Source organism: Actinoplanes cyaneus (assembly GCF_016862095.1).
Taxonomy (GTDB): Bacteria; Actinomycetota; Actinomycetes; order Mycobacteriales; family Micromonosporaceae; genus Actinoplanes; species Actinoplanes cyaneus.
On record NZ_BOMH01000019.1, the window covers coordinates 1 to 23,951 of the forward strand.

At 71.7% G+C, this 23,951-nt stretch carries 23 protein-coding genes; 4 read left to right on the forward strand and 19 right to left on the reverse strand.

Annotated features, from left to right (window positions below):
* Window positions 1–57: 57 nt before the first annotated feature.
* From Acy02nite_RS13720 to Acy02nite_RS13755, 8 genes are all read right to left on the reverse strand, one after another.
* Window positions 58–519, reverse strand: coding sequence for a hypothetical protein (locus Acy02nite_RS13720; protein ID WP_239174747.1), 462 nt, complete (start codon window positions 517–519; stop codon window positions 58–60).
* A 220-nt stretch (window positions 520–739) separates the two neighbouring features.
* Window positions 740–1,717: a LacI family DNA-binding transcriptional regulator gene (locus tag Acy02nite_RS13725; RefSeq protein WP_203740560.1), complete on the reverse strand. Its 978-nt coding sequence runs from the start codon at window positions 1,715–1,717 to the stop codon at window positions 740–742.
* A gap of 288 nt (window positions 1,718–2,005) precedes the next feature.
* Window positions 2,006–2,572: a histidine phosphatase family protein gene (locus Acy02nite_RS13730; protein ID WP_203740562.1), complete on the reverse strand. Its 567-nt coding sequence runs from the start codon at window positions 2,570–2,572 to the stop codon at window positions 2,006–2,008.
* A 76-nt stretch (window positions 2,573–2,648) separates the two neighbouring features.
* Window positions 2,649–3,167, reverse strand: coding sequence for a hypothetical protein (locus Acy02nite_RS13735; protein WP_203740564.1), 519 nt, complete (start codon window positions 3,165–3,167; stop codon window positions 2,649–2,651).
* Window positions 3,168–3,289: 122 nt separating this feature from the next.
* A complete protein-coding gene (locus Acy02nite_RS13740; protein ID WP_203740566.1) occupies window positions 3,290–3,964 on the reverse strand; it encodes a hypothetical protein in 675 nt (224 codons plus the stop codon).
* A gap of 23 nt (window positions 3,965–3,987) precedes the next feature.
* Window positions 3,988–4,311 (reverse strand): hypothetical protein, encoded by a 324-nt coding sequence (locus Acy02nite_RS13745; protein ID WP_203740568.1) that lies wholly within the window; start codon window positions 4,309–4,311, stop codon window positions 3,988–3,990.
* Window positions 4,312–4,422: 111 nt separating this feature from the next.
* Window positions 4,423–5,256, reverse strand: a complete 834-nt coding sequence (locus tag Acy02nite_RS13750; protein ID WP_203740570.1) for a LacI family DNA-binding transcriptional regulator — start codon at window positions 5,254–5,256, stop codon at window positions 4,423–4,425.
* A 5-nt stretch (window positions 5,257–5,261) separates the two neighbouring features.
* Window positions 5,262–7,712, reverse strand: a complete 2,451-nt coding sequence (locus tag Acy02nite_RS13755) for a glycoside hydrolase family 2 protein (RefSeq protein ID WP_203740572.1) — start codon at window positions 7,710–7,712, stop codon at window positions 5,262–5,264.
* Between the two features lie 94 nt (window positions 7,713–7,806).
* On the opposite strand from Acy02nite_RS13755, the gene Acy02nite_RS13760 reads away from it, so the two are divergent.
* On the forward strand, window positions 7,807–9,966 hold the full coding sequence (locus Acy02nite_RS13760) for an alpha-galactosidase (RefSeq protein ID WP_203740574.1): 2,160 nt from the start codon (window positions 7,807–7,809) through the stop codon (window positions 9,964–9,966).
* Window positions 9,963–11,192: an ROK family transcriptional regulator gene (locus Acy02nite_RS13765; protein WP_203740576.1), complete on the forward strand. Its 1,230-nt coding sequence runs from the start codon at window positions 9,963–9,965 to the stop codon at window positions 11,190–11,192. The genes Acy02nite_RS13760 and Acy02nite_RS13765 overlap by 4 nt, the downstream gene beginning before the upstream one ends.
* Here the strand turns inward: Acy02nite_RS13765 and Acy02nite_RS13770 are convergent.
* The 9 genes from Acy02nite_RS13770 to Acy02nite_RS13810 form a co-directional block, all read right to left on the reverse strand.
* Window positions 11,142–11,978 carry an FAD binding domain-containing protein gene (locus Acy02nite_RS13770; protein WP_203740578.1) on the reverse strand — a complete coding sequence of 279 codons (837 nt, stop codon included), beginning with the start codon at window positions 11,976–11,978 and terminating at the stop codon, window positions 11,142–11,144. The two genes, Acy02nite_RS13765 and Acy02nite_RS13770, sit on opposite strands and share 51 nt — an antisense overlap.
* A 131-nt stretch (window positions 11,979–12,109) precedes the next feature.
* Complete coding sequence (locus Acy02nite_RS13775) at window positions 12,110–12,325, reverse strand: DUF3072 domain-containing protein (RefSeq protein WP_203740580.1); 216 nt, start codon at window positions 12,323–12,325, stop codon at window positions 12,110–12,112.
* Between the two features lie 357 nt (window positions 12,326–12,682).
* Complete coding sequence (locus Acy02nite_RS13780; RefSeq protein WP_203740582.1) at window positions 12,683–13,930, reverse strand: alpha/beta fold hydrolase; 1,248 nt, start codon at window positions 13,928–13,930, stop codon at window positions 12,683–12,685.
* A 28-nt stretch (window positions 13,931–13,958) separates the two neighbouring features.
* Window positions 13,959–14,234, reverse strand: a complete 276-nt coding sequence (locus tag Acy02nite_RS13785; RefSeq protein ID WP_203740584.1) for a hypothetical protein — start codon at window positions 14,232–14,234, stop codon at window positions 13,959–13,961.
* Between the two features lie 331 nt (window positions 14,235–14,565).
* On the reverse strand, window positions 14,566–15,381 hold the full coding sequence (locus Acy02nite_RS13790; RefSeq protein WP_203740586.1) for an ABC transporter ATP-binding protein: 816 nt from the start codon (window positions 15,379–15,381) through the stop codon (window positions 14,566–14,568).
* An 88-nt stretch (window positions 15,382–15,469) separates the two neighbouring features.
* Window positions 15,470–16,339, reverse strand: a complete 870-nt coding sequence (locus Acy02nite_RS13795) for an ABC transporter ATP-binding protein (RefSeq protein WP_203740588.1) — start codon at window positions 16,337–16,339, stop codon at window positions 15,470–15,472.
* Entirely contained in the window at window positions 16,336–17,220 is an 885-nt protein-coding gene (locus tag Acy02nite_RS13800; protein ID WP_239174749.1) for an ABC transporter permease, read from the reverse strand. The genes Acy02nite_RS13795 and Acy02nite_RS13800 overlap by 4 nt, the downstream gene beginning before the upstream one ends.
* A gap of 85 nt (window positions 17,221–17,305) precedes the next feature.
* Entirely contained in the window at window positions 17,306–18,295 is a 990-nt protein-coding gene (locus Acy02nite_RS13805) for an ABC transporter permease (protein ID WP_203740592.1), read from the reverse strand.
* Between the two features lie 13 nt (window positions 18,296–18,308).
* Window positions 18,309–19,991 (reverse strand): ABC transporter substrate-binding protein, encoded by a 1,683-nt coding sequence (locus Acy02nite_RS13810; RefSeq protein WP_203740594.1) that lies wholly within the window; start codon window positions 19,989–19,991, stop codon window positions 18,309–18,311.
* 906 nt (window positions 19,992–20,897) lie between these two features.
* On the opposite strand from Acy02nite_RS13810, the gene Acy02nite_RS13815 reads away from it, so the two are divergent.
* Window positions 20,898–21,749: a hypothetical protein gene (locus Acy02nite_RS13815; RefSeq protein WP_203740596.1), complete on the forward strand. Its 852-nt coding sequence runs from the start codon at window positions 20,898–20,900 to the stop codon at window positions 21,747–21,749.
* 467 nt (window positions 21,750–22,216) lie between these two features.
* Here the strand turns inward: Acy02nite_RS13815 and Acy02nite_RS13820 are convergent, their stop codons facing one another.
* Complete coding sequence (locus tag Acy02nite_RS13820) at window positions 22,217–22,729, reverse strand: class I SAM-dependent methyltransferase (protein WP_203740758.1); 513 nt, start codon at window positions 22,727–22,729, stop codon at window positions 22,217–22,219.
* A gap of 192 nt (window positions 22,730–22,921) precedes the next feature.
* Window positions 22,922–23,476, reverse strand: a complete 555-nt coding sequence (locus Acy02nite_RS13825) for a cysteine hydrolase family protein (protein ID WP_203740597.1) — start codon at window positions 23,474–23,476, stop codon at window positions 22,922–22,924.
* A 200-nt stretch (window positions 23,477–23,676) separates the two neighbouring features.
* Here Acy02nite_RS13825 and Acy02nite_RS46495 point away from each other — a divergent pair, with 200 nt between their 5' ends.
* Window positions 23,677–23,919 (forward strand): hypothetical protein, encoded by a 243-nt coding sequence (locus Acy02nite_RS46495; protein WP_239174751.1) that lies wholly within the window; start codon window positions 23,677–23,679, stop codon window positions 23,917–23,919.
* The last annotated feature ends 32 nt before the right edge of the window (window positions 23,920–23,951 follow it).

Genomic DNA, 23,951 nt, shown 5'->3' on the forward strand with positions numbered 1-23,951 from the left:
GTGGCGACGTGTGGGGTGGCGTGGCGACGTGTGGGGTGGCGGGACGAGAGTGACGGCTCACGCGGTGTGGGCGAGGTCCAGATTCGCCCACCGCTCGGACAACTGGCGCCGTCGGCAGGCGACCAGGTGGCCCGCCAGGATCGCCGGGTGTCCACCGCGGACGCAGACGTCCGCTCCCGCGGTGAGGACCGAGGCGACCAGCTCCGCCGGGGCCCACTCGTCGATCAGCACCACCACCCGGCTGGCCCGTGGCAGCACCGCCCGGGCCCGCCGCACGTCGTCGGCCTTGGCCCCGCTGAGCACCACGACCTCGCCGGGCCGGACGTCGTCAAGCTCGGCGACCGGCCGGACGGTCCACCCGGACGGCAGGTACTGCGGGAGCGCGCCGACCCGGCTCTGCTGACCGAGAACGGCGACGACCGGATCGGCAGCCGGCGCCGGCGCCGCACCGGAGGGAGCCGGATCAAGGGCTGGAGCGGAACCGCCGGCCATGCCCTCGCGCGTCAGCTGCTCGATCATGATGGTCATCTCCTCGGTGAGTCCCTCGTGATGCCCCTTACGATTCGCCTCGGACCTTGAAGGGCCGTGTGCCGCACCTGTGGGTTCGTTGTCAGCCGATCACCACGCGTCGCGACGGGTCGTCACGGACGGACCAGCCGGATTCCCGGATGACCACGCGGTCCAGCCGGACTCCCGGACCACCACGCGGATCAGTCGGACTCCCGGACCACCACGCGGATCAGCCGGACTCCCGGACAACCACGCGGATCAGCTCGTCCGCCGACAGGGACGGCGCGGGCCGCCCGCCCACGGCGGCCACGATCGTCGTGGCCAGGTGCGCCGCGAGCAGCCCCTGGTCGGTGGTGACCGTGGTGAGCGGCGGCACCGCCAGCCGGGCGGCCGGGATGTCGTCCACCCCGATCACGGCCAGGTCGGCGGGCGTGGTCAGCCCGAGCGTGCGGGCGCCGGCGAGGACCGCCAGGGCGACTTCGTCGTTGTACGCGCAGATCCCGGTCACCCCGTCCGCCCGCCACCCGGCCACGGCCTCGGCCGCGCGCGCCGCGTCGAGCGGAACGGTCCGCACCACCGGCTCGGCGAGTGCCCGGGCACCGGCCAGGCGGGGCTCGGCGAAGATCTGCAGCCGCGGATCGTCGGGGTAGGCGTATCCGAGGCGCTGATGCCCCGTACGGGAAAGGTGGTCGGCCTGTCGTCGGCCGATCAACGTCTGCGGGACCTCGAGCTCGCGCCCGTGCCGGCCGGCTCGGCCGAGCAGCGCGACGACCAGCGCGACCCCGGCCGCCCGCATCGCCTCGGTCTCGTCGTCGGAGAAGTCGGTGAAGGACAGCACCGCGGCCGGCGTGATCGCCTTCCAGACCTCGGCGATCGGCCGGTCGTCGCGGCTGCCGGGGTGCGCGAGGAACGTCAGGCCCTCCCGGGCCAGGGCGGTGGAGAGGTTGCCGAGGGTGTTGCCCATCTCGTTGCCGATCGGCCAGTCCGGGATCAGGCACAGCACGACGTCGGAGCGTCCGGTACGCAGGGTGCGGGCGGCCGCCGACGGCGCGTAACCGAGCCCGGCGGCGGCCTGCAGGACGCGGTCGCGGGTGGCCGGGGAGATGCTCTGGCCGGGCGTGGCGTTCAGGACATAGCTGACGGTGGCGCGGGAGACCCCGGCCCGGCGGGCGACATCGGCGCTGGTGATCCGGCGGGGGTCAGGCATGGGGTGACTTTACTACTTACACGTGTCAGCATAGGTCCCGTGACGCTCGGGCTCGCCCCCGGATCCGCGGAGGTGGCATGTGTGGAACGCCACGACCGGGGACTGGGAGCGTGCCTCCGGTGGAGAATTGCGAATCGCTCGCGTCCGGGCGACCTTCGAGCCACCCTGTGACCGGGTGGGGCCGGCCTCATGAGGCAACCGTCCTGCCTCATGAGGCCGCCCGCCCGATGGGACCCTGCCCGGCCTCGCTGGACCGCCCGGCCTCGCTGGACTCTGCGCGGCAGAGGGTCAGCAGGGGGCGTTCCAGGCGCTGAGCACCGGGTCGACCTCGTGCTCGAAGCCCAGCACCGACACCGTCGCGGTGTCCAATTTGAGCAGGCCACCGGCGCTCGTCGGCAGGCCGATCCAGCGCGCTCCGGCCACCCGCAGGCTGTGCCCGTGAGCGACGAGCGCGACGTCGCCGCCGACCGAGCGGGCCCGCGCGAGGACCCGGTCGAGCCGCTCGCCGACCTGCTCCGGGGACTCACCGCCGGGGCAGCCGTCCGTCCAGAGCGACCAGTCCGGCCGGTCGACGCGGATCTGCTTGGTGGTGATCCCCTCGTACTCCCCGTAGTTCCACTCGGCCAGGTCCTCGGTCACCTCGGTGACGGTGAGCCCGGCCAGCTCCGCCGTGCGCAGCGCACGCCTGCGCGGACTGGAGATGACCGCGGCGAACGTGCGCCCGCCGAGCCGCTCCCCCGCGCGACGCGCCTGCGCCTCCCCTTCCGGGGTCAGTTCCAGATCGGTGAACGACGTGTGCCGCCCGTTGGCGCTCCACTCCGTCTGTCCGTGCCGGATCAGCACGATCTCCGCCATCACACGCCCTCTCGTCGCCGGCCTCCACCCTCGCATCCCGGACGGGACGGGCGCAGGGAGGTTGCCTCAGGTCACATCAGTCTGCGGTGGGCCCGATCTCACCCGGCAGGCGCATCGGGTCACGGGCCTCCTCGCGCACGGCCAGGCACGCCATCGCTGTCCGATACTGCTCAGTGGTCACCTCGCCCGCGAGCAACCGGGAGCTGAGCAGCCCCTCGGCACTGTTGGCCCGGCGCGCCGACGCTGTCGCGGAGCTCACGGGCGGCGCTGACCTGGAGCCCGCGGGCGGCGTTGTCCCGGAGCCTGCCGCGGGCGGCATAGTCCCGGAGCCCACGGGCGGCGCTGTCCCGGAGCCTGCCGCGGGCGGCGTCGTGGAGCCCGCGAGCGGCGCTGCCCCGGAGGCCGCGAGCGGAGCTGCCGCAGGCGGCGTCGTGGAGTCCGGCGCCGGCAGCAGCACCGCCGAGACCGGCCCCGGCCCGGTCGCGGGACCCGACGGCCCGCCACGACGGCCCGGCCAGAAGCTCAGTGCCAGGGCGGCGACCAGTCCTGCGATCAGCACGGACAGCAGCATCTCGATCACATCCTCGGCACTCATGGCGAATCTTGCATACCCGCGCGGGCACTGTGTCTATACCTCACCCATGCAAACCGACGAGCACAGGACAAAGACCGAGATCGATTTGGTACGGCGGGTGCCCCCGCGAGCGGCACGGCACCCTAACGGGCCCGGCGCCGTTCGATGTCGCGCTCGACCTCCGGGTCCCAGCCGGTGCTCCAGTCCTCGGCGGTGGGCCGGCTCGACGGGAATCCCCCGGCCCGCGCGGGGACAGGGGTGCCGGCCCGCCGCCTGATCCACCGGCGGGTGTGCACCACCCCGGCGATCAGCAGAATGACCCCGAGCAGGCGCTCGCCGGCGGCCAGCAGCAGCGCGTCGGCGAGCCGCAGCCCGGGCGGCGGGACGTAGGCGGCCACGAAGAGCACGCCGAACGCCGCGCACCCCCAGTAGCCGAGGTGGCCGGTGGGCGGCGAACCGTACGCCAGCCTCGCGGTCTGCACCAGCCACACCACCGCGCAGACGAGCAGGCCCAGGAGGCCGCCGAGCAGCAGCGCCGAGATCACCAGGTTCGCGATCACCGTCGCCGCGGCGACGGTGACCTCGTCGACCGGCTTCCGGGTGGCCCAGGCGAACAGCGGGACGACGGCCGCCGCGGCGACCGCGTAGGCGACCGCGAACCGGATCGTCCGCCGCCCGGCGAGCTCCCAGTCCGGCGACGGCAGCGCGGGCACCGACGACGACGGCACCGGAGATAGCGGCACCGGCGCCGTCGATGGCGGTGGCGGCGTCGCCGGTGCCGGTGTCGGCGACGGCGTCGGGTCGTCGTCAGCGCTCACGGCGGTTCCCCATGGGCCGCAGATTACTCAGAGCGGTCGTCGCGGGGCACCGACAGGGGGTGACGTCGCTCGTCGCGGGCGGCGATCCGCTCCATCGCCCGCACGTACTGCGGCCGGGAGATCTCGTCGGCGAGCAGTTGCGCCGTCAGCACGCCCTCGAGCGTGTCCGGAAGCCGGGGCGGCGGGGGCGGCGGCCCGTGACGGGCGGCGTGGCGGGCGGCACGCCGGGCCACGCGCTCGGGCCACGGCCAGAACGCCAGTCCGAGCGCGATCACCAGGCCCATCAGCGCGACAAGAACGATCATCACCTGCGGCACCCCCGTACCCGACGACAACGTGGGGGCCATCATCGCCGATGATATTGAGCGCTGCTCGACCAAAATCCGACACCATGCGTGTGACCTGCGGATACCAACGGTGGCGAGCCACGCCCGTACCCGCAAATGACGTTGATCTGGTCAAAAGGGCGCGGGGCCGGTGCTCTCCCGATGCCGGATGCTGATCGACGGGCCGGGGTGCTCGCGGCCCGGCTCGCCACGCACCACGCCGAGCACCGCGCGGCCCAGCGTCAGCCCGTGCTCGTGCACGTCGGTGCTCAGCGCGGAGAGCGGCGGCACCGCCAGCTCGCAGAGCGGCGAGTCGTCGCAGGCCAGCAGGCTCACCTGGGCCGGCACGCCGACGCCCGCGCGCAGCAACTCCTGCTCGGCGGCGACCGCCATCACGTCGTTGTCGAAGACGATCGCGGTCGGCGCCGGCGCGGACGCCAGCAGCTCCCGCAGGGCGCGGACGCCGCCCTCCGCGCTGTAGTCGCCCTCGGCGATCCGGACCGTGACGCCGCGCCGCCCGGCCGCCGCCCGGATCGCCGCGGTCCGCTCCGCGGTGTGCAGCAGGTCGGCCGGCCCGCTGACCCGCCCGACCACGCGGTGACCGAGACCGCTCAGCGTCTCGATCGCGGTGGTCATCGCCCCCGTGTCGTCGGTGACGACCTTGGCGAACGGCCCGGGGTGCCGGCCCGCGAGCACCGCGGGCAGCCCCAGCCCGGCCACGTGACCGGGCCGCACGTCGTCGTGCACCAGGTTGACCACCACGACCGCCGCCACGGTGTGGTCGTCCGCCCAGCGCCGGTAGGTGGCCAGCTCGGCGTCGAGGTCCGGCACGACCAGCAGCAGCACGGTCGCGCCGGCCGGGGCGAGCGCCTCCTCCATGCCCGCGATGAGCTCCATGAAGAACGGCTCCACCCCCACCCGGGCGGCGCTGCCGGTCAGCACGAGCCCGATCAGGGAGCCGGCCACCGCGATCAGGCCCCGGCCACGAGCGTGTTCGCCGAGCGCAGCACCGCCGGCCCGCCGAACGCCCGCTTGTCGGCCGAGGTGGTACGGACCCCGAAGGTGTGACTCTCGCCGGGGAGCAGATCGACGAGCATGTCGTCGACGTACGCGTCGGGGTCGATCTTGTCGGCGAGGACGGCGACGTCACGGGCGAAGGAGGTGGCGGTCACGGTGATGGAGTATCCGCCCTCGGCGGGGCTGATGTCAGCGGTGACGGGCGCGGGGTCGTACGCGAGATCGAAGTCCTCGGCGAACAGGCGGGTGGCCCGCAGTCCGTCGAGGTCCGCGACGAGCACCTCCCGGGTCGCGTCGCCGGGCGTGGTGAGCTCCGCGTCAAGAGCGATGACCGATATCGATCGCGCGGCGACCTCGACATCGACGGATTGCTCCGCGGCCACCTCGCCGGAGAAGCCGGCCCGCCTCAGCCGCGCCGTGCCGCGCCAGGCCTCCGGGCTGTCGTTGACCACCACGAGGGAGTCGTCCCGGAAGTGGAGCAGCCGCGGCGCGTAGGACCGGCGCAGCGCGTACCAGGCGGGCTTGAGCCGCCCCGCGCCGTCCACCACCGCCCATGACGTCACCGGCCAGCAGTCGTTGAGCTGCCACAGGATGCTGCCCATGGTCCGCGGCGCATGACCCCGGAGATGCCCGATCGCGTACGCCGTGGCCCGCGCCTGATTCAGCTGCGCCGCCCAGTGCCAGTCCTCGAAGCCGGACGGCGCCGGCAGGTGATGCGCGATCCCGGCGTTCAGCTTGTCGTTGCCGCCCTCGGCCTTCTGATGGAGCAGGAACGCCGGCGACTCCTGGTCGAAGTCCTCCGGCGCGAGCGATTCCCGCAGCGTCGACCAGGTCGCCGGCGCCTGCCAGCCGAACTCGGAGCAGAACCGCGGCACGAAGTTCGCGTGGTAGGTGTAGTCCTGCCGGTTCCACGCCTCCCACTCGTGCCGGGTGCCGTACCGGTCGTCGTTCGGGTGGATCACCTCGGGGTCGTGGCCGGGGCTGGACGGGCTGCCGGGGTGATAGGGCCGGGTCGGGTCCAGCTCGGCGAGCAGCGCCGGGAACAGCTCGTAGTAGTAACCGGCGCCCCACGTCTGCCCGTTGAGCTGCGGTTTCCAGTCCCAGTCCTCGTGACCCCAGATGTTCTCGTTGCCGCCGTTCCACACCGCGAGCGACGGGTGCGGGGTGAGCCGGCCGATGTTCTCCCGCGCCTCGGCGAGGAACTCCGAGCGCAGCGGCTCCTCCTCGGCGTAGGCCGCGCACGCCAGCGGGAAGTCCTGCCAGACCAGGATGCCGCGCTCGTCGCAGAGGTCGTAGAAGTCGTCGCTCTCGTAGATGCCGCCGCCCCAGACCCGCAGCAGGTTGGTGTTGGCGTCGGCGGCGCGCTGGATCGCGGCCGCGTAGACGTCCCGGTTCAGCCGGGTGAGCAGGTGGTCCTCGGGGATCCAGTTCAGGCCGCGGACGAAGATCGGCCGGCCGTTGACGACGAGCGTGAAAGCGCTCCCGATCTCGTCCGGTGTCTCGTCGAGCGTGATCGTCCGGAAGCCGACCCGGGTGTGGAAGGCGTCCAGCTCCTCGTCGTCGTCACGAAGGGTCACCCCGACGTCCACCAGGGGCTGGGCACCGTAGCCGATCGGCCACCACGCCGGCGCGTCCGGAACCAGGATCTCGGTCATGCCCGAGGTCTCGCCCTCCCGGAGCCGGATCTGCGAGACGTGCTCGCCGAGCCGGACCTCGGCGACGACCTCGCGATCGGCGCCGAGCCTCGCGTGCTCCACGTCGACGTGCACGACGAGCCGGCCGGTCCCGTCCGGGTCCAGCGTGGCCAGCGGCCGCACCGACGCGAGCCGCGCCACCCTCCACCGCTCCAGGCGCACCGGCTTCCAGATCCCGGCGGTCTGCAGGTCAGGACCCCAATCCCAACCGAAGGAACAGGCCATCTTGCGTATGGCGTTGAACGGGTGCGGATAGGGCCGGGGACGCTCCCCGAGCACCTTCTGCAGGTCCTCCGCGTAATCGAGCGCCGAGTCGAACCGCACCGACAGCGGGATCGCCCCGTCCCGCAGCCGGTCCCGCACGTCGAACCGGTAGCTGCGGTGCATGTTCGCGGTCCGGCCCAGCTCGACGCCGCCGAACTCGATCGCCGCGATCGTGTCCAGCCCCTCGAAGACCAGGTCGACCCGCTCGTCGTCGGCGGCCGGCGCCACGGTCACGGTCGTGGAGTAGAGCCAGGCCGCTCGGTGGAACCAGACCAGGTCCGCCTCGTTCTCGCCCAGGTACGGGTCCGGGATCAGCTCGGCGTCCAGCAGGTCGGTGTGCACCGTGCCCGGCACGGACGCGGGCACCGGCTCGTCGGCGATCCCGGCGGGCACCGGGCCACCGGCGGCACGCACGGTCCAACCCTCGTGAACATCGGCTCTGATCATTGACACGGCTCCTGTCGTAGTGCCGCCGCACGCGGGGCAGATAGCATTCTTAAGCAACTGAACGAAGTCCGTCAACGCTGGTAGGGAGTCACCGATGGGGCCGGAACTGCTGCACCTGAGCGCCGCCGGGGTGAGTTTCGTGCTCGACTGCCGGGGCCCGGGCCTGCCGTCCGTGGCGCACTGGGGGGCGGCGCTCGACAAGGCGTCCGCGGAGCTGCTGACCGCCGTCGCGCCGCAACCGATCGGGTTCTCCGTGGACGGGACGGTCCGGCCGTCGCTGCTCCCGGAGCAGTCGTCGGGCTGGCTCGGGACGCCGGGACTCGCCGGCCACCGGGACGGGAGCGCCTGGTCGACGGCGTTCCAGGTGACCGCGATAGATCACCGTCCTCCCGCGGACGGGCGCGCTCCTGACGCCGTACAGGTGAGAGCTCTCGACGCCGAAGCGGGCCTGGAGGTGAGCATCGACCTGGAGTTGCACCCCGCCGGGGTCCTTCGTGGCCGCGCCGCGCTGACCGGCACCGCACCCGGCACCTATTGGCTGGAGCACCTCACGCTGTTCCTGCCGGTGCCCGACCGGGCCGCCGAGCTGCTCGACTTCACCGGTCACCACCTGCGCGAGCGCCAGCCGCAACGGACCGCGTTCACGCACGGCCTGCGCGTCCGGGAGAACCGCACCGGGCGGACCGGGTACGACTCGGCGTTCGTGCTCTGCGCCGGCACCACCGGTTTCGGCAACCGGAGCGGCGAGGTGTGGGCACTGCACACCGCGTTCTCCGGCGGCGCGCGCTCGATCGCCGAGCGCACCTATCACGGCTGGTCGGCGCTGGCCGGCGGCGAGTTGCTGCTGCCCGGCGAGGCCGGGCTCGCCGAGGGCGAGACCTATCGGACCCCCTGGGTGTACGCCGTGCACAGCACGACCGGGCTGGACGGCGTCTCGTCCCGCTTCCACCAGTACCTCCGGAGCCGCCCGAACCACCCGTCGACGCCGCGCCCGGTCGTGGTCAACACGTGGGAGGCCGTCTACTTCGACCACGATCTTGCCCGGTTGACCGAGCTGGCGAAGGCCGCCGCCACGATCGGCGCCGAACGTTTCGTGCTCGACGACGGCTGGTTCGGCTCCCGCCGCGACGACACCTCGGGGCTCGGCGACTGGTTCGTCTCCCCGGAGGTCTGGCCGGACGGGCTCGAACCGCTGATCAGCGTGGTCCGCGGGCTCGGCATGGAGTTCGGGCTCTGGGTCGAGCCCGAGATGATCAACCCGGACTCGGAGCTGGCCCGGGAACATCCGGACTGGATCATGTCGGCCGGTGACCGGCTCCCCCGGCCGGCGCGGCGGCAGCAGGTGCTGGACCTCGCGAATCCGTCCGCTTTCGATCACATCCTCGGGCGGCTCGACGCGCTGCTGACCGACCACGACATCGCGTACCTGAAGTGGGACCACAACCGGGACCTCGTCGAGGCCGGGCATCCGGGGAGCGGGCGGGCCGGGGTGCACGATCAGACGCTGGCGGCGTACCGGCTGCTCGACGAGCTGCGGGCGCGGCACCCCGGTGTGGAGATCGAGTCGTGCTCGTCCGGCGGCGGGCGGGTCGACCTGGAGATCCTGGAGCGCACCGACCGGGTGTGGGCGTCCGACTGCATCGACGCGCACGAGCGGGTGTCCATCCAGCGGTGGACCGGTCTGCTGATCCCGCTGGAGTTGATCGGGTCGCACGTGGGCGCGCCCGAGTCGCACACGACTCGCCGGTCGCTGCCGCTGGCCACCCGCGCCGGCGCCGCCCTCTTCGGACATCTCGGCATCGAGTGGGATCTGACGCGGGCTTCCGAGTCGGACATCTCCGAGCTCTCGGCGTGGGTCGCGCTGTACAAGGAGCTGCGCGGGCTGCTGCACGACGGCACCCTGGTTCACGCCGACGTGACCGATCCTGCCTACTCGGTGACCGGCGTGGTGTCGCGGGACGGATCCGATGCGATCTTCGCGCTGACGGCGACGTCGACCAGCGCGTCCTACCCACCGGGGACCATCGGGCTGCCCGGGCTCGCGGAGGACCGGACCTATCACGTGCGCCCGCAGCCGCCGGGTGACGTTGCCGACGGTAACGCCGCGGCGTGGGGTGCTGCGTTACCCTGGTGCACGCCCCAGGGGGTACGCCTGAACGGCCGCACACTCGGCACCGTCGGACTCCGTCTCCCGGTGCTCTATCCGGATCGCGTCCTTCTCGTGCGCGTCACGGCGGCGGTGGAGGAAGCGTGAGAGAAGGGGTCGGCGCGACCGCGCCGGCGGGCCGGCCCGGCCGGGGACGTCGTCCCGGCGCCCGGGAGAGCATCCTCGACGCGATCCGCGCCTCCGAGCCGCTCAGCCGGGTCGAGCTCGCCAAGATCACGGGGCTGACCGAGGCCGCGGTGTCGATGACCGTCCGCCGCCTGCTGGAGGAGGGCCTGGTCGTCGAGACCGGCCGCACCCCGACCGGCGGCAAGCCCCGCACGCTGCTGCAGCTCGACCCGAACGCGCGGCTGTCGGTGGGCGTGCACCTGGACGAGGACGCCACGACGTACGTGCTGACCGGCCAGACCGGTGGCGTGATTTCCCGCCTGGCCCGGCCCGCGCCGCTCGGCGACGACCCGGACGCGATCCTGCGCGCCCTCGCCGCCGACATCGACACGCTGCTCGCCGGCTCCGGCGTCGACCCGGCCCGCTGCCTCGGCGTCGGCATCGTCTGGCCCGGCCCGCACAGCGGCGGCCTGCCCGCCGACGAGACCCTCCCGCACCTGCGCGGCCTGCGCGGTGACGAGCTGGGCAGCCGGCTCTCCGAGGCGACCGGCTGGCCGGTGCTGGTGGAGAACGACGCGACCGCCGCCGCCGTCGGCGAGTACTGGGTGGCCCGCGTCGGCCCGGACCAGGCGTTCGCCGCGCTCTACATGGGCGGCGGGATCGGCGCCGGCATCGTCGTCGAGGGCCGGGCGATGCGCGGCAGCCACGCCAGCGCCGGCGAGTTCGGGCACCTCTGCCTGGAGGTCTTCGGCCCGGAGTGCTGGTGCGGCAGCCGCGGCTGCCTGGAGGTGCTGGCCGGCCCGCGGATGGTCGTGACGGCCGCCCGCGACGACCGGGTCGCCGCCGCCGAGGCCGGTCTCGACCTCACCCAGCCGCTGCGCAGCGTCACGTCCGACTTCGGCGCGGTCGCGCGCGCCGCCCGGGCCGGTGCCCCGCACTGCCGTGCCCTGCTGGAGTCCTCCGCCCGCTACGTGGCCGCGGCCGCCGAGTCGGTGGTGAACCTGCTGGACATCGACCTGGTCGTGCTGACCGGCCCCGGCTTCGCGGCGGCCTCGGCGATCTACGGCCCGGCGATCACGCGCCGGCTCGCCGCCGCGGATGCCCGCACCTGGCACCGCAACGTCACGGTCACCGTCTCGCTGGCCGCCGCCACGGCCTCAGCGACCGGCGCCGCCGCGCTCGTCCTGCAGTCCCACCTGCGCGCCTGACCGCATCCGGGTCCGCGCCTGGCTGAGCGCCCGCCGGACCAGCGTCCGGAACGCCGCCACCTCGATCACGGCGGTGGCCTCGGCGATCGTGGAATCCGACAGCGGCCGGCCGAGCAGCACCCGTTCGGCGGCGCGCGCCCGGACCGGGCAGGGCGCGGCGTTCACCAGGCCGATCGAGGCCGCCTCGACCACGCCGCCGGTCGCCGTCACGGTGGCCATCGCGGCCGCCTGCGGAAAGACCGTGGTGCGCCGGTCCTCGGCGTAACCCACGCCCGTCCCGGCCCGCAGAGCCGGGAAGCACACCTCGACCAGCAGCTCGTCGGGCCGCCGCAGGGTGGTGAACGCCCCGGTGAAGAACGCCTCGGCCGGCACCGTCCGCGACCCGCGCGGCCCCGCCAGCACGAACCGGGCGCCGAGCATCACGGCCACGACCGGCCACTCCGCCGCCGGGTGCGCGTAGGCGAGACTGCCCAGCATCGTGCCCCGGGCGCGGACCGGTGGATGCCCGATGTGACACACCACCAGGCGCATCAGGTCGCCCATCGGCCCGCCGACGGCATTCGACTCGAACACCCGGTGCCGGACCAGCGGCCCGACCCGCAGCACACCGTCCTGCTCGGCGAGCAGGTCGAGCCCGGGCACCCGGTTGATGTCGACGACCCGCGGTGTCGACTCCGGGGCCAGGCTCTGGCCACCGGCCAGCACCGCGGTGTCACCGTCCGCCAGCGCGGACAGCACCTCCTCGACGCTGTCCGCGGTGATGCACTCGAAGGTCCCGGGCCTCATGGGCAGTCCTCCCGGATCAGCTCGTCTCCAGCCCGAAATCCCGGACGGCTGCGCGACTGAACCGGCCGGAGTGGACACATTCTCCGGCACCGGCAGCGCGAGGGCCAGACCCGAACCCCTTCGAGTGACCGTCACCGGCCGCGGCCGGTCTTCTCCTGCAGGTCGTCGATCCGCTGGGACGCCTCGGCCTTGGTCAGCCCGTCCGGGACATCCTCGTGCGCCTCGGTCGCGAGGGTGTGCAGGTAGGACTCCTGCGCCCCGGTCGCCGGCTCGTCGCCGGTCGTCCAGTCCTCCGGGTCCTTCACCCGGTTGCCGTCGGCCGGCGTGCTGTTGGTCTTGTCGGTCATGTCGCTCTCCTCGTCACTCGAACGGGCGTGCTATTACCCACCGGGCCGCCGGCCACACCCACCCGGTCAGCCCATCCGGTGACGGCCGCCGGTTCGCGCCGCGCCGGCAGAGGTTCCCCGGCACCGCCGGCGGTGACCGGCCGGAACTGCTCGGCCACCCGTTCGACGGGCCGATGGCCGGCCACTCCGTCCCGCCCGGCCGGCCGCCCATGCCGTACGACCTGCACGTGTGGCTCTACGACGACAACCCGGTCGGCGAGCTCGCTTCCGAGAACCCCCGGGTCACCTGTCACCGGGGACCGGCCGCACCTCGGGACGAATCCCCATACCTGAGCTCCGGATCGCGCGGCTGAACCTTCACGCCGCCAACCGCATCAGGCGTTCGAGGATGGCCGCGCCGTCCACCCGCAGGCCGTCGTGGTGGTGGTCGGTGGAGACCCAGGTGCGCAGGTTGCCGACCCGCTCGGCGGTGCGCAGCGACAGCGGGGCCGGCACGTACATGTCGTCGGCGTAGACCAGGGCGGCGATCGGCACGTCGTTGGCGGCCAGGCGGTCCAGGTCGTAGAGCGGCGGCCAGTCGTCGGCCGCGGCCAGGATCTCGGCGGCCCCGGCGAACGGCCGCAGCGCCGCGATCTCGGAGAACATCCAGGGGTACATCATCTCGCCGGTGAACAGCAGCGGATCCGCGTCGGGCGCGAACTCCGGGTACCGCTCCGAGGCTCGCTGCGCGGCCCACGCCGACGCCCGGCCCTGACCGAAAGTGCACTCCTGCAGCGCGAAGAGCGGCACGTCGACGAACGCGGTGTGCCGCAGCACCTCGTGCAGGAACGTGTCCGACAGCGACGAGCCGTGCCACGCCTCGTCGAGGATCCAGTGCAACTGGGCGAGGCCGGTGCTCGCGCCGAACATGTTCCCGAGCAGTCGCAGCCGCCTGGACGTCAGCCGGTCGCCGTCGGGCAGCCGCACGTCCCCGGCGTCGAGGAACGCGGCGATCCGGCGCACGACCGGGGCGTCCTGCGGGAACTCGCGGTAGAACTCGGCGTTGCGGGCCGCGACAGCCGGGTACGTCAGTGCGTAGATGTCGTCCGCCCTGACATCCAGCCCCGGCAGCCCGCCGGTGATGCAGCACCTCCGCAGCGCCTGCGGCGCCACCGACAGATAGGTCAGGGTGATGAACCCGCCGTAGCTCTGGCCCAGAGTGTCCCAGCGGGCGCCGCCCGCGACCCGCGCCCGCAGGATCTCGGCGTCCGCCACGATGCTGTCGGCCCGGAACATCCTGAGGTACGAGGCGAGCGCCGCGTCCGTCATCCCCGCGACGGTCTTCCCGGTCAGCGGCGTGCTGCGCCCGGTCCCCCGCTGGTCGAGCAGCAGCACCCGATGAGTCTTCAGCGCGTGCCCGAGCCACCCGTCCGCGCCCAGCGGCCGCGGCGCCTTGCCGCCCGGCCCGCCCTGCAGATAGAGCAGCCAGGGCAGGTCGTCGCCGGCCCGCTCGGCGGCGACCACCTCCCGCGCGAACACCTCGATGGTCCGCTCGTCCGGCCGCCGGTGATCCAGCGGCACGGTCACGGTGTGGTCGATGAATCGGAGTCCCTGAGTCGCGATCACGCGCCCAAGGTAGTCACCGGAGGGTAGGTCAGTACCGGTAGTGACCGTGGTGCCGGTAATGCCCGTGATGACGGTAGTGCCCATGATGCGCCGGGCCGTGGTGATAAGCCGGGCCGGGGTGGTAACCGGGGCCGGGGTGATAGCCGGGGTGGCCGTAGGTGCTGCGCGGGTAACCGCCCTGGCGGGCCAGCCTGTGGTTCACCTCGCGCAGCATGTGGTGCACGATCGGGTTCCGGCTGTGGTGTGCCCGGCGCTCCAGATTCGACGCGATCATCGACAGCACGGTCCGTTTGAAGAAGCCCACCGCAACTCTCCCCACCTGGCGAAACGTTGGACCCAACGGTATCCGGCAAAGTCCAGCCCGCACCCCGGCAGACACTCTCCCGGGTCGAGTCCGCTGCCCGCCGCCGGGTTCTGGCTGGTGCTCTTCGTGGTTGTTCGTGTCTCATGACCACGAAGAGCACCAGCCAGAACCGCGAGTCGCACGGCGAGGTCTCACCCCGGCGGGCCTCGCGGGGCGGCCGTCCGGGTGCGGGCCGGCTCAACGGGCGTCGCGGGGGCGGCGCTTCGGGTGCGGGCCCGCTCGGCGGGCGGCGCGGGACGGCGCTTCGGGTGCGGGGCGGCTCAGCAGGCGGTCATTGCGGGGTCGAGCGGAGCTGACCGATGCGGCGTTCCGGGTTGGGGGCCGCCTCGGCCAGCGTTCTCGTGTACTCGTGTTGCGGCCGGAGAATGACGTCGTCGGCGGGGCCGCGTTCGACGATCGAGCCCTTGTACATCACCAGGATCTCGTCGGAGAAGTGGCGCGCGGTGGCCAGGTCGTGGGTGATGTAGAGGACGCCCAGATCCTCCTCGCGTTGCAGGGTGGCGAGCAGGTTGAGCACGCCGAGGCGGATCGACACGTCGAGCATCGACACCGGCTCGTCGGCGATCAGCACGCCGGGCTCGGGGGCCAGCGCACGGGCGATCGCGACGCGCTGCCGCTGACCGCCGGAGAGCTCGTGCGGGCGCCGGCGCGCGACGTTCCCGGCCGGGGTCAGGCGCACCCGTTCCAGCAGCTCCAGGACACGTTTCTGGACGTCGGCGTCGCTCATCCCGGGATGGTGCAGCCGGATCGGCCGGGCCAGGTGGTGACCGATCGTGTGATAGGGATTCAGGGACGCAAAAGGGTCCTGGAAGACCATCTGGACGGTACGGCGATAGGCCGCCAGCCCGGCGCCGCGACGTGCGACCGGTTCGCCGTCGAGCCGGATCTCCCCGCGCGTCGGGCGCTCCAGCTGGAGCAGCAGCTTGGCCACTGTCGACTTGCCGCTGCCGCTCTGGCCCACGAGCGCGATGGTCTTCCCGTGGTCGAGCGTGAAGCTGACGTCGTCCACCGCGCGCAGCGTGCTGCTGTGCCACCCCTCCCGCAGCCGGTAGTCCTTGCCCAGACCCCGTACCTCCAAGGTCGTCATGACGCTGTACCTCCTTTGTCGCGTCCTTCTGGCCCTCGCCTGCGAGCCCGCGGGCCGGCAGCGGGTGGCTGCCGCTCGGTGCAGGCGGTCACGACGTCACTTCGACCGCGTCCAGGGCCAGGAGCCGGTCGTCCATCGCGCCGCGGACGAACGAGCCGCGGTCGCCGGTCAGGCTCGGGAACGACGCGAGCAGCTGCTTGGTGTACTCGTGTCTGGGGTTGGTGTAGAGCTCGGCCGCGTCGCCCAGCTCGACGATCTCGCCGCTGCGCATCACCGCGATCCGGTCGCTGATCTCCAGCAGCAGCGGCAGGTCGTGGGTGATGAAGACGACCGCGAAGCCCAGCTCGTCGCGCAGCCGGGTGATCTCCCGCAGGATCTCCCGCTGGACCACGACGTCGAGCGCCGTGGTCGGCTCGTCCATGATCATGACCTGCGGCTCCAGGGCCATCGCCATCGCGATCATGACGCGCTGCCGCATGCCGCCGGAGAGCTCGTGCGGGTACGAGGTGAGCCGGCGAGGGTCGACGCCGACGCGTTCCAGCAGCTCGGCGCAGCGGGCGCGGCGGTCCTTGCGCGACATCTCCGGCCGGTGGGTGAGGAAGACGTCCTCGAACTGGTCGCGGATCGAGATCACCGGGTTGAGCGAGTTCATCGCGCCCTGGAAGACCATCGAGATCTTCTCCCACCGGTTCGCCCGCAGTTCCTCCGCGTCCAGCGCGTTCCAGTCGATCTCCAGACCCTCGCGGGAGTGGAACACCGCCCGTCCGGAGGTGATCGCCGCCGGGGGTTTCAACAGGCGGATGATCCCGTACGCCAGGGTGCTCTTCCCGCATCCGCTCTCGCCCGCCAGGCCCAGCACCTCGCCGCGCCGGAGTTCGAGCGAGACGTTCTTGACCGCGTGCACGACCGGGTCGACCAGGTAGTCCACGCTGAAGTTCTCGATCGACAGGACCGTCACAGCGTCGCCTCCTTGGCCTTGGAGAGCTGCTCCCGGGACATCCGCCACCCCTTGCGGGCGGCCCGGGTCTGGTTGCGCAGCTTGGGGTTGATGATCTCGTCGATCGAGAAGTTGATCAGCGAGAGCGCGGCGCCGAACAGGGCCAGCATCAGGCCCGGCGGGACGAACCACCACCATGCCCCGAGTCGCAGCGCCAGGCCGTTCTGCGCGTAGTAGAGCATGGTTCCCCAGGTGAACGAGCCGCTCGCGCCCAGCCCCAGGTAGGAGAGGCCGGCCTCGCCGAGGATCGCGAAGATCACCGCGAAGACGACCTGCGAGGCGAGCAGCGGGATCAGGTTCGGCAGGATCTCCACGGACAGGATCCGCCACCGTTTCTCGCCGGCCACCCGCGAGGCGAGCACGTAGTCGCGGCTGCGCAGGCTGAGCGTGTAGCCGCGCAGCACCCGGGCGGAACCGGCCCAGCTCGTGATCGCCAGGACCACCGAGACCAGCCAGATGCTCTTGTCCGGGACGTAACTGGAGATCACGATCACCAGCGGCAGGCCGGGGATGACCAGCATGATGTTGGTGAACAGGGAGAACATCTCGTCGACCCAGCCACCGGCGTACGCCCCGACGACGCCGAAGAACGCGGAGAGCAGCAGCGTCAGGACGCCGACGATCGCGCCGACGGCGAGGGAGCCGCGGGTGCCGTGGGCGAGCTGGGCGAGGACGTCCTGGCCGGTCTGCGTGGTGCCGAGCCAGTGCTCGGCGCTGGGACCGGTCAGGCCGATGTCGTTCACCAGTCTCGGGTCCTGGCAGACGAGGGGACCGAGCAGGCCGAAGAGCACGATCGCGCCGCCGATGATCAGACCGGCGAGGAGCTTCGGGTTGCGCGCCAATCGCCGTACCTTAATCGGCTTTCGGGCATTGTCTTCGATGGCCGTCTCGGACAGTTCCGTGGTCATGGTCATGATCGCTGCCCTCTCAGGCTCGGGCGCGGGTGCGCGGGTCGATGACCGAGTAGAGGAGGTCGACCAGCAGGTTCGCGCCGAGCACGGACAGCGTGATGACCAGGAAGATGCCCTGCATGAGGGCGTAGTCGTTGCCGCCGACCGACTGCAGCAGCGCGGAGCCGATGCCCGGGTAGGAGAAGACCGCCTCGGTGACGATCGAGCCGGCCACGACGAAGCCCAGCGAGATCGCGAAGCCGGAGACCGACGGCAGGACCGCGTTGCGGGCCGCGTAGCGCCGCATGATCCGGCCCGGGCGCAGGCCCTTGGCCTCGGCGGTGACCATGTAGTCCTCACTCAGCGTGGACACCATCATGTTGCGCATCCCGAGCATCCAGCCGCCGACGCTGGAGAGCACGATGGTGATCGCCGGCAGCGCGCCGTAGTAGAGCACCGATCCGAGGAACGGGCCGTTCCAGCCGGGCGTGACGTTGTAGACGTCGTAACCGCCGTTGAGCGGGAAGAGCGGCCAGATGCTGCCGAACGCGAAGAGCAGGATCAGGGCCAGCCAGAAGTACGGCACGGACTGGAACATCGTGGTGACCGGGATCAGATTGTCCAGCCAGGAACCCCGTTTCCAGCCGGCGACGGTGCCGAGACCGACGCCGGCCAGGAACGAGATGATCGTGGCGAGACCGATCAGGCCGATCGTCCAGGGCAGGGTCTGCTCGATGATCGAGCCGACCGACGCGGGGTAGAACACCACCGAGGTGCCCAGGTCCCCGCGGGCCAGGTTGCCCAGGTAGTCGACGTACTGCGACCACAGCGACTCGCCGCTGTTCGTGCCGAGAAGGGCCTCGACCGACGCCCGCATCTCCGGGGTGACCGGGCCGTGCTGACCCAGCTTCGAGAGCAGGATCTCGACCGGGTCGCCGGGCATGAGGCGCGGGACGAAGAAGTTCACCGTCAGCGCCGCCCAGAGGGCGACCAGGTAGAACCCCAGCTTACGGAGCAGATGACGCACGGCCCGTCCCCGTCTACTTCGCCGGCTTGATGGTGCTCAGCACGATGCCGTTGTCCCAGTTCTTCCAGGTGGCCGGCAGGGCGTACTTGTTGTCGTTGGTCGGCCAGCCGGTGGCGTTGGCCGTGCTGAACTCGGTGAGCAGCGAGTTGACGTAGATCGGGATGTACGGCAGGTCCTTGACGATCTCCTGCTGGATGATCGCGTACTGCTGCTTCTGCGCCGCCTCGTCGTTCGTCGCCGCCGCGGCCGCGACCGCCGCGTCCACCTTGTCGTTGGCGTACCGCGCGTAGTTGCCGCTGAGCCCGGCCGCCGTGCCGGCCTTCGCCGTCGTGGTCGAGGTGTACCGCAGGTAGGTGGCGTACGGGTTGGTCGACGCGCCCAGGCCGATCGAGTCCAGCGACAGCTGGTACTTGCCCTGCACCTGATTCGTGTTCCACTCCTGCCAGGACAGCTGGGTCGGCTTGAGTTCGACGCCGACCTCCTTGAACTCCTGGGTCATCGCGTCGTTCAGCGAGATGTAGTCGCTCCAGCCGGTCACCGTCTGGATCGTCAGCGACAGCTTCTCCCCGCCCTTGGCACGGATGCCGTCGCTGCCCTTGACCCAGCCGGCCGCGTCCAGGATCTGATTGGCCTTGGCGACGTCAGCGGTGCCCGGGACGGTCAGGTTCGCCTGGTCGGCGATCCAGTCCTTGTCCCGCTCGGGCAGCAGCATCGTCGGCGAGGCGGTCGACGCGAAGCCACCACCGGCGAGCTTGTTCAGCTGGTCACGGTTGAGCGCGTAGTAGAGGGCCTGGCGTACGGCCGGGTCGGTCTGCGGGCCCTTGCAGCCGAGCTCGGCGCCGGCGCAGGTGAAGATCGACGTGGTGAGCGCGGGCGTGTTGACGTACGTCAGGTTCTTCTGGTTCTTCAGCAGTTGATCCAGACCCGGCAGGAAGCTGCTCATCCAGTCGACCTGGCCGCCGGTCAGCGCGGCGGTCGCGGCGTCGGCGGTGGCCAGCGCGATGTAGCGGACGTTCTGGATCTGCGGCTTGCCGGGCTGCCAGTAGTTGGCGTTCTTCTCCATGACGTAGCTCTGCGCGGCGAACGTCTTCAGCTTGTACGGGCCGGTGCCGACCGGGTTCGGATTGATCGACTTCGTCGGGTCGGTGATCTTCTCCCACACGTGCTGCGGGACGATCGGGGTGTTGCCGAGAACCGACGCCTCGTCGGTGAACGACGGCTTCTCGAAGGTCAGCACCGCGGTCTTGTCGTCCTTCGCCACCGACGAGGCGAGCTTGAGACCGGTCGCGTTCAACGCCGGCGTCCGGCGGAGCAGGTCGAAGGTGTACGCCACGTCCTTGGCGGTGAACGGCTGGCCGTCCGACCACTTCACCCCGTCCCGGGTGGTGATGGTCAGGACCTTCCCGGCGGTGTCCCAGGAGTACGCCGTACCCAGCATCGGCTGCGGGTCCGCGTCGGAGGCGAAGTTGTACCAGTAGAGCGCCTCGTAGATGAGGCCCTCGGTGGGCTGCAGGAAGTTCGGCAGGAACGGGTTCCACTGCTCGACGATCGTGCCGGTCGAGCCGTTGAAGATGGTGATGGAGCTGTTGCCGGCGTTACCGCCGCCGGCCGGTTTGCCCCCGTCACCGGAACACCCGGCAGCCGCCAGCGTCAACGCCGCGGCCGCGGCCACCGCGACTCTCGTCAATTTCAACATATGTGAATCCCTCGATCTCAGACGTCGGGGCAACCCGCGCATGCCCAGCCCAAGCGCGAGGTTCACCTATTGACGGGGCCATTATTAAGTGGCTTAAGTTTGCAATGTCAAGAGCGGATGTCGAGTCGTCGCTCGGTGCGTCATTTCCCGGCACACCCGGAAACACGGAGGCCCCGGATGACCAGCTCATCGGCGACGGTCACTGCGATCAGCCTCGGGATCTCCGCATCGGCGCAGGCCACAGCGACGCTCGTCGGCATTGGGGCGTGGTGGCCTCGGCGTGAATCTCCACGGCGGATTCCATGAGCGCGGACTCGCCGGATCCACGAGTTGGGAGCGCTTCCATGACCGCGCGGATCGTGCCGTTTGTCCGGAGTGACGGGGAGTGCGGGAGAGCGGCCGCGTTGACTACTCTCCGTTTGAACTCATCATCCTCGATACTCGTACTACAGGGCACCAAACCCGGGGGACGGGATGAGGAAGACCTGATGAGCGATCGTCCACGAATCGATCTCGACCTTCTCCGTACGATCACGGATCAACTACGCCGAGTGAACGATGCGGCACGTCGTGTCGCCGGGACCAAGCCGGTTCAGCCGTGCGGCGCGACCGGCTCGGGCCGCGCGACGCCGCCGATGACCGGCTCGGGCCGCGTGACACCGCCCCTGACCGGCTCGGGTCGCGCGACACTGTCGGCCGCCGGTGGACCGGCCGCACCGCTCGCCCGGCGGATCCGGCGCGCCCGATGAACTCGCGCGCCAACACGCCCCGCCGGTCGCTGCGGCCGGCGGGCGCACCCCCGCGCGGTCTCGCCGACCATCGCCGACGCAGGGGCAACCGGCTCCACGGCGCGTTCCGCACCGCGCGCAACCAGTCCCGCTCCCGCTACCGCCCCTGGAAGAAACGATGACTCTCTACTTCGACCTGCCGCGCACCACCCCGGTCTCCGCCGACCCGTCACCCTGGCGGAACTACGAACCGTCACCCCGGCTGGTGCACGCGGCCGTCGGAACCGGCCTGCTCTCCGTCCTGATCCTGGCCGCCGGGGTGTGGTCGCTGATCCTCCGCGATGCCACCGCCGCGCTGGCCTGCGGCGTCGCCGTGCTCATCCTCGGCCACCTCTTCGGGCTGCTCCTGCGCCTGTGGGTCCACCCGTACAACACCGGCGACCGGATGCGCATCGCCGGGATCGACGACGGGAGCCCCGGGCTGACCTTCGGCTACTCCGGGCGGCTCTACTACTGGTATGCCGGGTTCCTCACCCTGCTCACGATCGCCCAGCTCGCCCTGATCACCAGCGCCCCGCCGCTGGCCGCCGGCGCGCTGCTCACCGGCACAACGCTGGTCGTCCTGCTCCGCCGTGCGCCGGGCCGGCTCGCCCTGACCCCGGACGGCGTCTACCACCACGGGATCTGGACCCAGCAGTTCACGCCATGGGAAGCCATCCACGCGATCGCCGCCGGGGAACACGCCCACATCCCGGTCATCGGCATCCCGGCCGGCCCGTCCCCGGAGACCCGCACCCGCCACACCCTGTCCCGGCTCTCGAAGCCCCGCGCCCTGTCCCGGCCCCCGAAGCCCCGCACCCTGTCCCGCGCCTCGGAGCAGATGACGATCCAGGTGCCGTGGCTGGCCGTCGACCCGGCCCTGGTCCTGCAGGCGCTCCGCTGGTACCACGCCAACCCGACGCACCGCTTCGAACTCTCCTACCAGATTGCGGTCGACCGCACCCGCCAGCGAGCCTGGCACCTCCACTGACCCCGCCCACCCTGGCGACCCGCCCTTGACGACCCACCCCTGGCGACCCGCCCGCCCGAAGCCCCCACCCAAAGCCGACGCCGCCGCTGCCCGAAGCCGACGCCGCTGCCCGAAGCCGACGCCGCCGCCGCTTCTTGGTGTCGCGACGCCCGCCGTGCTCACGGCCCGCTCGCGACGCGAGTCCCCGGCTGGCGCTCACGGTTGCATCAGCCCCGCGAAACAACCCTGAGCACCAGCCGCAATCAGCCAGCTGGCCCTCACGGTTACATCAACCCCGCGAAACAACCCTGGGGGAAAGCCGCGATCAGCAGGCTGGCGCTCAGGGTTGCATCGGCGCCGGGAAACAACCGTGAGGGCCAGCCACGATCAGCCGGCTGGCGCTCACGGTTGCATCAGCGCCGGGAAACAGCCCTGAGGACCAGCCGGAGTGGGTGAGCGGCGGGGACTGCGGGAGCCGTTTCGGGCGGTCAGGGGTGGCGGAGGAGAGCGACCAGGAAGTCGGCGTCCGGGGTGAACGGGCGCAGGTCCCACGTGCTCAGGAGCAGGTCCTGGGTGAGGCCGGCCGTCGTGACGTCGGACAGGAACTCGTCGAACGGGTAGCCCCGGCCGGCGCCGAAGCCGATGGCCGCCCGGCCGGTGGGGGCCAGTTGGGCGGCGAAGCCACGGAGGATGTCGACGCGGGAATCCGGGGCGGCGAACGTCATCACGTTGCCCGCGCAGACGATCGCGTCGAACGGCGGGCCGGGCAGGGACAGCGTGGACAGGTCGCCGACCAGCCACCGCGGGCCGGGGTGGTCGGCCACGGCGGCGGCGATCAGCTCAGGGTCCAGGTCGACGCCGGTGACGTCGTGACCGAGCGTGGCGAGGTGCCCGCCGACGCGGCCGGGGCCGCAGCCCGCGTCCAGGATGCGCGCGCCGCGCGGGACCAGCGTGTCGACCAGGCGGGCCTCACCCACCAGGTCGGCGCCGGAGGCGGCCATGTCCCGGAAGCGCTTGATGTACCACTGCGAGTGCCCCGGGTCCTCGGCGAGCTTGCGCAGCCACCCGTTTTGTACCGTCACAACCAAACCCTACGCCGCGAAGGTCAACTCGGTCGCGGCCGGGAACCGCCCGGGCGGCACAGACCCACGCCGCGCACGACAGCAGCCGAGAACGGCCGCCGCGGCAGCGGGCTACGCCGTGAAGGCGACCTCCTCGGTCGGCGTGGTGGCGGCGGTGCGGCCGGGAGCGTCCTGCCAGCTCCAGTACAGGTTCAGGTGGGAGATCACCTTGTCGGGCGTGGGCGCGCCCCACTCCGTCAGATCCTCGGTGGTGTGGGCGTCGCTGATCAGCGTCACGTCATAGCCCCGGGTGAACCCGCCGTGGATCGTGGAGCGGATGCACGCGTCGGACTGCGCGCCCGCCACCACCAGGCGGCCGACGCCCCGCTCGGCGAGACGCTCCTCCAGGTCGGTGGCCTCGAACGAGTCCCCGAACGTCTTGTGGACGACCGGCTCGCCGGGCCCGAACGGCAGCTCGGCCACGAACTCCCACTGCGGGCTGCCGAGCGGCAGCTCCTCCGACGAGTGCTGCACCCAGATCACCGGCACGCTCCCGGCGCGGGCCTTGCCGACCAGGGTGGCGATGTTGGCGATCACGGCGTCGCGGTCGTGCGCGCCGGCCATCACACCGTTCTGCACGTCGATGACGAGCAGGGCGGTGCCGGGCCGATCGGTCAAGGTGGTCATGAGATCTCCCGAGGTCGAGTTCGCCACCAACCCTAGAACGACCCCCTGACATTTCGGGGAACTGCTGGAGCATCCGGCGCCGCGGAGGTGCCCACCAAAGGGCGCGGTGACCGATTCTGACGATGTCCCACCGGCCGGGGCTGTCAACCGCCACCGCAGCGGCACTTGGTGGAAGCGCTTCCACGGTCTAGCGTGCGGGCGTGCCCGAGATTCGCCCCTACCGGGTGGCCGATCGCGCCGCCCTCTACGACATCTGCGTCCGCACCGCCGACCGCGGCGGGGACGCCCGTGGGCAGTTCTCGACGGACGAGCTGATGGGTGACCTGTTCGCCGGCCCCTACGCCCAGCTGGAGCCGGAGCTGGCGTTCGTCGTGGACGACGGCGGCAGCGCTGTCGGCTATGTGGTCGGCACGGCCGACACGGCGACCTTCGTGAGGCGTTAACGCGAGGAGTGGATCCCGCTGCTCGACGGGAA

Coding starts and splice junctions, on each gene's coding strand:
- Acy02nite_RS13720 (WP_239174747.1), bottom strand. CDS start 519: ATGATCGAGCAGCTGACGCGCGAGGGCATGGCCGGCGGTTCCGCTCCA.
- Acy02nite_RS13725 (WP_203740560.1), bottom strand. CDS start 1,717: ATGCCTGACCCCCGCCGGATCACCAGCGCCGATGTCGCCCGCCGGGCC.
- Acy02nite_RS13730 (WP_203740562.1), bottom strand. CDS start 2,572: ATGGCGGAGATCGTGCTGATCCGGCACGGACAGACGGAGTGGAGCGCC.
- Acy02nite_RS13735 (WP_203740564.1), bottom strand. CDS start 3,167: ATGAGTGCCGAGGATGTGATCGAGATGCTGCTGTCCGTGCTGATCGCA.
- Acy02nite_RS13745 (WP_203740568.1), bottom strand. CDS start 4,311: ATGGCCCCCACGTTGTCGTCGGGTACGGGGGTGCCGCAGGTGATGATC.
- Acy02nite_RS13755 (WP_203740572.1), bottom strand. CDS start 7,712: ATGATCAGAGCCGATGTTCACGAGGGTTGGACCGTGCGTGCCGCCGGT.
- Acy02nite_RS13760 (WP_203740574.1), top strand. CDS start 7,807: ATGGGGCCGGAACTGCTGCACCTGAGCGCCGCCGGGGTGAGTTTCGTG.
- Acy02nite_RS13770 (WP_203740578.1), bottom strand. CDS start 11,978: ATGAGGCCCGGGACCTTCGAGTGCATCACCGCGGACAGCGTCGAGGAG.
- Acy02nite_RS13775 (WP_203740580.1), bottom strand. CDS start 12,325: ATGACCGACAAGACCAACAGCACGCCGGCCGACGGCAACCGGGTGAAG.
- Acy02nite_RS13790 (WP_203740586.1), bottom strand. CDS start 15,381: ATGACGACCTTGGAGGTACGGGGTCTGGGCAAGGACTACCGGCTGCGG.
- Acy02nite_RS13810 (WP_203740594.1), bottom strand. CDS start 19,991: ATGTTGAAATTGACGAGAGTCGCGGTGGCCGCGGCCGCGGCGTTGACG.
- Acy02nite_RS13815 (WP_203740596.1), top strand. CDS start 20,898: ATGACTCTCTACTTCGACCTGCCGCGCACCACCCCGGTCTCCGCCGAC.
- Acy02nite_RS13820 (WP_203740758.1), bottom strand. CDS start 22,729: ATGGCCGCCTCCGGCGCCGACCTGGTGGGTGAGGCCCGCCTGGTCGAC.
- Acy02nite_RS13825 (WP_203740597.1), bottom strand. CDS start 23,476: ATGACCACCTTGACCGATCGGCCCGGCACCGCCCTGCTCGTCATCGAC.